Source organism: Azoarcus sp. L1K30 (genome assembly GCF_018122735.1).
Classification (GTDB): Bacteria; Pseudomonadota; Gammaproteobacteria; order Burkholderiales; family Rhodocyclaceae; genus Parazoarcus.
Genome location: NZ_JAGRRD010000001.1, coordinates 30,358 through 34,605, shown reverse-complemented (window position 1 = coordinate 34,605; position 4,248 = coordinate 30,358). Strand labels below are relative to the sequence as shown.

Sequence of the window (4,248 nt, the reverse complement as noted above, 5' to 3'; positions counted from 1 at the left end):
GCCAACCAAGACCCATCCCCCTCCCAACCTCCCCCTTGAAGGGGGAGGAGTTCCATTCCTTTCCTTGAGCATACGAGGCGAGGGAGACAAGACGACGCCTGTACCCCCCATTCGCACCGGTCAAGCACTTACATCGGTTCGCCGCGCAAGGCGCTCAGGTGCCAGTTGAACACCTCTTCCAGCAGATGCGGTGTGTGCTTGCCCGGCGACTGCGCCAGCGCCCGGTTGTAGTAGTCGCGCAGTGCGGGACGGAAGTTCGGATGGGCGCAGTTCTCGATCACCGCCTTCGCCCGCTGCCGTGGCGACAGCCCGCGCAGGTCGGCCAGGCCCTGCTCGGTCACCAGCACCTGCACGTCATGTTCGGTGTGATCCACGTGCGACACCATCGGCACGATGCACGAGATCGCCCCGCCCTTGGCCTGCGATGGCGTCATGAAGATCGACAGGTAGGCATTGCGCGCGAAGTCACCCGAACCGCCGATGCCGTTCATGATCTTCGAGCCCATCACATGGGTCGAGTTGACGTTGCCGTAGATGTCGGCCTCGATCATGCCGTTCATTGCGATCACCCCCAGGCGACGGATCACCTCCGGATGGTTGCTGATCTCCTGCGGACGCAGGATGATGCGCTCGCGGTAACGGTCGAGATCGGCATTGAGTTCGGCCAGTGCATCGTTGCTCAGCGAGAACGCCGTCGCAGACGCGCAGCCCAGCTTGCCCGACTTCAGCATTTCCAGCATGCCGTCCTGCAGCACCTCGGTGTAGGCCGTCAGGTTCTCGAACGGACCTTCGTTCAAACCCGCCATCACCGCATTGGCGATATTGCCCACGCCCGACTGCAGCGGCAGCAGGCTTGCCGGCAGCCGCCCCTTCTTCACCTCGTGCTGCAGGAACTCGATGATGTGGCCGGCAATCCGGCGCGAATCCTGGTCGGGTGGCGTGAATGCCGAATTGCGGTCGGGGCTGTGGGTCTCGACCACGGCCACGATCTTGTCCGGGTCGCAGCGCAGATAGGGTTCGCCAATGCGGTCCGACGGCCTGATCAGCGGAATCGGCTGGCGGTTGGGCGGCAGCTGGGTGCCGTAGTAGATGTCGTGCATGCCTTCGAGGCGCGGGCTCTGCCAGCTATTCACCTCGAGAATCACCTTGTCGGCCTGATCCAGCCAGGTCTTGTTGTTGCCCACCGACGACGACGGCACCAGGCGGCCATCCTCCAGAATGCCGGCTACTTCCACCACCGCCACGTCGAGCTTGCCGAGGAAACCGAACCACACGAACTGCGCCACGTGCGACAGATGGATGTCGATGTACTCCATCTCGCCAGCATTGATGCGCTTGCGGCATTCCGGATCGGACTGGTAGGGCAAGCGCATCTCGATGCCATCGACCGCCGCCAGCGCGCCGTCCAGATCAGGCGCCGTCGATGCCCCCGTCCACACCCCCACGCGAAACCGATCACCCTCGGCGTTGGCGGCCATGATGCGGCGGGCCAGCGCCGAAGGCAGCACCTTCGGATAGCCCGAGCCGGTAAAACCGCTCATGCCGACATTGGCACCGTTATGAATCAGGCGGGCGGCCTCGTCGGCCGACATGATCTTGTTGCGCAGGGCGGAACTGTGGATACGGGATTCGCTCATCGTCTGCTCGTTAAGAAAGGGGCAAAAGAAACGCGCCACCCCGGGCGGGCGATGGCGCGTGCTTCGATCACTCGAAGGTATCCCCCGTGCGACCTGAGGAGGGAGGTGGCCGCACGGGGGAAGGGCAACACCGATTCAAGCGGAGCGCAGTCTAGTCAGCGCTTGGTCTTCCGACAAACGAGCATTTATGATGCGATACATTAGCAAAACTTAATTATCGACCGATGGGCTACCAGCTCCCCAGCCTCGCCCTGCTGCGCACCTTCGAAGCCGCCGCCCGCCATCTGAGCTTCAAGCACGCCGCGGCCGAAGTGTGCGTCACCCCGGCCGCCGTCAGCCAGCAGATCAAGGCGCTGGAGGACCAGCTTGGCGTGCCGCTGTTTCACCGTCATGTCCGTGCGCTCGAACTCACCGAACACGGCGCAACGCTGCTGCCCGGCGTACGCGACGCCTTCGAGCGCCTGGTCAAAGCGGTCGATCAAACCCGCCGCGTCGCGCCCGGCCCCCTTACGGTCACCGCCCCGCCGTCGTTTGCCAGCCACTGGCTGCTGCCCCGCCTGCCGCAGTTCGGCGCGACGCACCCAGACATCGACCTGCGCCTGTCGAGCACCTCGGACACCGTCGACCGCAAGGGCGAAGCCGCCGTGCTCGGCAAGCTGCATCCCGCGCGCAAGGAGATCGCCATCCTGTATGGCAAAGGTCACTATCCGGGCTATGTGGTGGTGCCGATCTTCACCCCCGACTATGTGCCGGTGTGCACGCCCGCGCTGCAATGCGCTGCAGCGCTGAAAACCCCCGCCGATCTGGCCGGCCAGGTGCTCATCCACGACGACACACTGAGCGAGGATGGCCGCGACATGCATTCGCGATCAGGCTGGGCGGAATGGCTTCGCCGCGCGGGCGCATCGAACATCGACAGCCGCCGGGGGCCGCACTTTTCCAACGCGGCCCTCACGCTGGAGGCGGCACAGGCCGGTCAGGGCGTCGCCCTCGCGCCGCGCCCGCTGATCGAATCGCGCGTGGCCGAAGGCAAGCTCGTCATCCCCTTCAACATCCACCTGCCCTCGCCCAGCACCTACTATCTGGTCATGCACGAAGCGATGACGCATCAGCCTGCGGTCGAAGCGTTCCAGCGGTGGCTGCTGGGGGAAGCATCAGCGCCTGACTCGACTCCTCGACAACCTGCCTCGCGCTGAGTTCGGATCCACCCCGACGTGTCGCCGCGCTTGCTACCCTGCCTCGAGCTCGTCCTGCAATCGAATCGTTGTCGTAGCGGACATCATGAAATCTCCTGACGATCGACGCAGAAACTTTAACGCAGGCGTGACACAGGCCTGACGCACAAGCACATCAATCGCCATTCATCACCTTCACGCGGCCATCGGTTGCCGCCCGCAGCATTGCTGCCAGCGCGCGCCGGGCCTCGTCGTCGCCATGGATCAGGCGCACTTCGGCAGGCAGATGCCGCATACGGGTGATGAAGCGCACCAGGTCGTTCTGATCGGCATGGGCAGAATAGCCCGACAGGGTGTGGACGCCGGCCCGGATGGTGATGCGTTCGCCGTCCAGATCGACATAGCCGCCGCGCGGACCGAAGGTCTGGATCGCGCTGCCCGGCGTGCCCTGCGCCTGGTAGCCGACAAACAGCACATCGTGGCGGGGGTCGTGCAGCATGGCCTTCAGGTAGTTCATCACCCGCCCGCCGGCACACATGCCACTGGCCGCGATCACGATCGCCGGCTCGCCACTGCGCGACAACCGGCGCACATTGGCCAGATGCGCCTCGTGCTCGTCGATGGAGATCAGCTGCGAGAACGACAGCGGCTTGCGCCCCGCCCGCAGCCACGCCTGCGCCTCGGCATCCCAGAACGGCTGCAGCTCGCGATACAGCCCGGTAAAACGCCCGGCCAGCGGCGAATCAAGAAAGATCGGCAATTTCTCCCACGCCGCAGCATGGCGGCCGGGCTTCAGCCGCTGCCGGTGCAGGATGTCCTCGAACTCGTACAGCAGCTCCTGCGTGCGGCCAATGCTGAAAGCCGGCACGATCACGGTGCCGCCATTGCCCAGTGCCTTCTCCACCACCGCCTGCAGCCGTTGCCGCCGGGTGGCGCGGCTTTCGTGCGTACGGTCACCGTAGGTGCTCTCGAGTACCACCACATCGGCACGGTAGGCAGGCTTCGGCGCCGGCAGCAAGGGCGCGTACGGTGCCCCCAGATCACCCGAAAACAGCACCCGCAGCGGCGGCTCGCCCGACCGCGTGAGCTCGCACTCGACATAGGCCGACCCCAGGATGTGCCCGGCCCGCTGCAAGCGGATACGGCACCTGCCCTCTGCCGTATCGAACACGGTATGCCAGGTGCGCCAGGGCAACGGCCGGATGCGCGCCTCGACCATCTTCAGGTAACGCTCCACCAGCCGCCTGTCACGGCTGATACCCAGCTCGAACGCATCGGCCAGCACCACCGGCAACAAGCGTGCCGACGGCTCGCTACAGTAGATCGGCCCCTTGAAACCCGCCGCCAGCAACCACGGAATCCGGCCGACGTGGTCGATATGCACATGGGTCGCCACCAGCGCCATCACCTTGTCCACCGCAAACGGGATATCCGGC

3 protein-coding genes are annotated in these 4,248 nt (G+C 65.1%); 1 reads left to right on the top strand and 2 read right to left on the bottom strand.

What is annotated here, in order from left to right; genetic code table 11:
* Positions 1-128: 128 nt before the first annotated feature.
* Positions 129-1,637: an acetyl-CoA hydrolase/transferase family protein gene (locus tag J5J83_RS00140; protein WP_212343799.1), complete on the bottom strand. Its 1,509-nt coding sequence runs from the start codon at positions 1,635-1,637 to the stop codon at positions 129-131.
* Positions 1,638-1,861: 224 nt separating this feature from the next.
* Between J5J83_RS00140 and gcvA the strand changes: the two genes are divergently transcribed.
* The gene (gene gcvA, locus J5J83_RS00135; RefSeq protein ID WP_212343797.1) at positions 1,862-2,833 is read left to right on the top strand and encodes a transcriptional regulator GcvA; all 972 of its coding nucleotides are present in this window, start codon (positions 1,862-1,864) and stop codon (positions 2,831-2,833) included.
* A 154-nt stretch (positions 2,834-2,987) separates the two neighbouring features.
* Here the strand turns inward: gcvA and J5J83_RS00130 are convergent.
* Positions 2,988-4,248: MBL fold metallo-hydrolase (locus J5J83_RS00130; RefSeq protein WP_212343791.1), on the bottom strand; the 1,261-nt coding region annotated here is incomplete at its 5' end.

Excerpts from the sequence above, each read along its gene's own strand:
- J5J83_RS00140 (WP_212343799.1), bottom strand. The coding sequence starts at position 1,637 with ATGAGCGAATCCCGTATCCACAGTTCCGCCCTGCGCAACAAGATCATG.
- gcvA (WP_212343797.1), top strand. The coding sequence starts at position 1,862 with ATGGGCTACCAGCTCCCCAGCCTCGCCCTGCTGCGCACCTTCGAAGCC.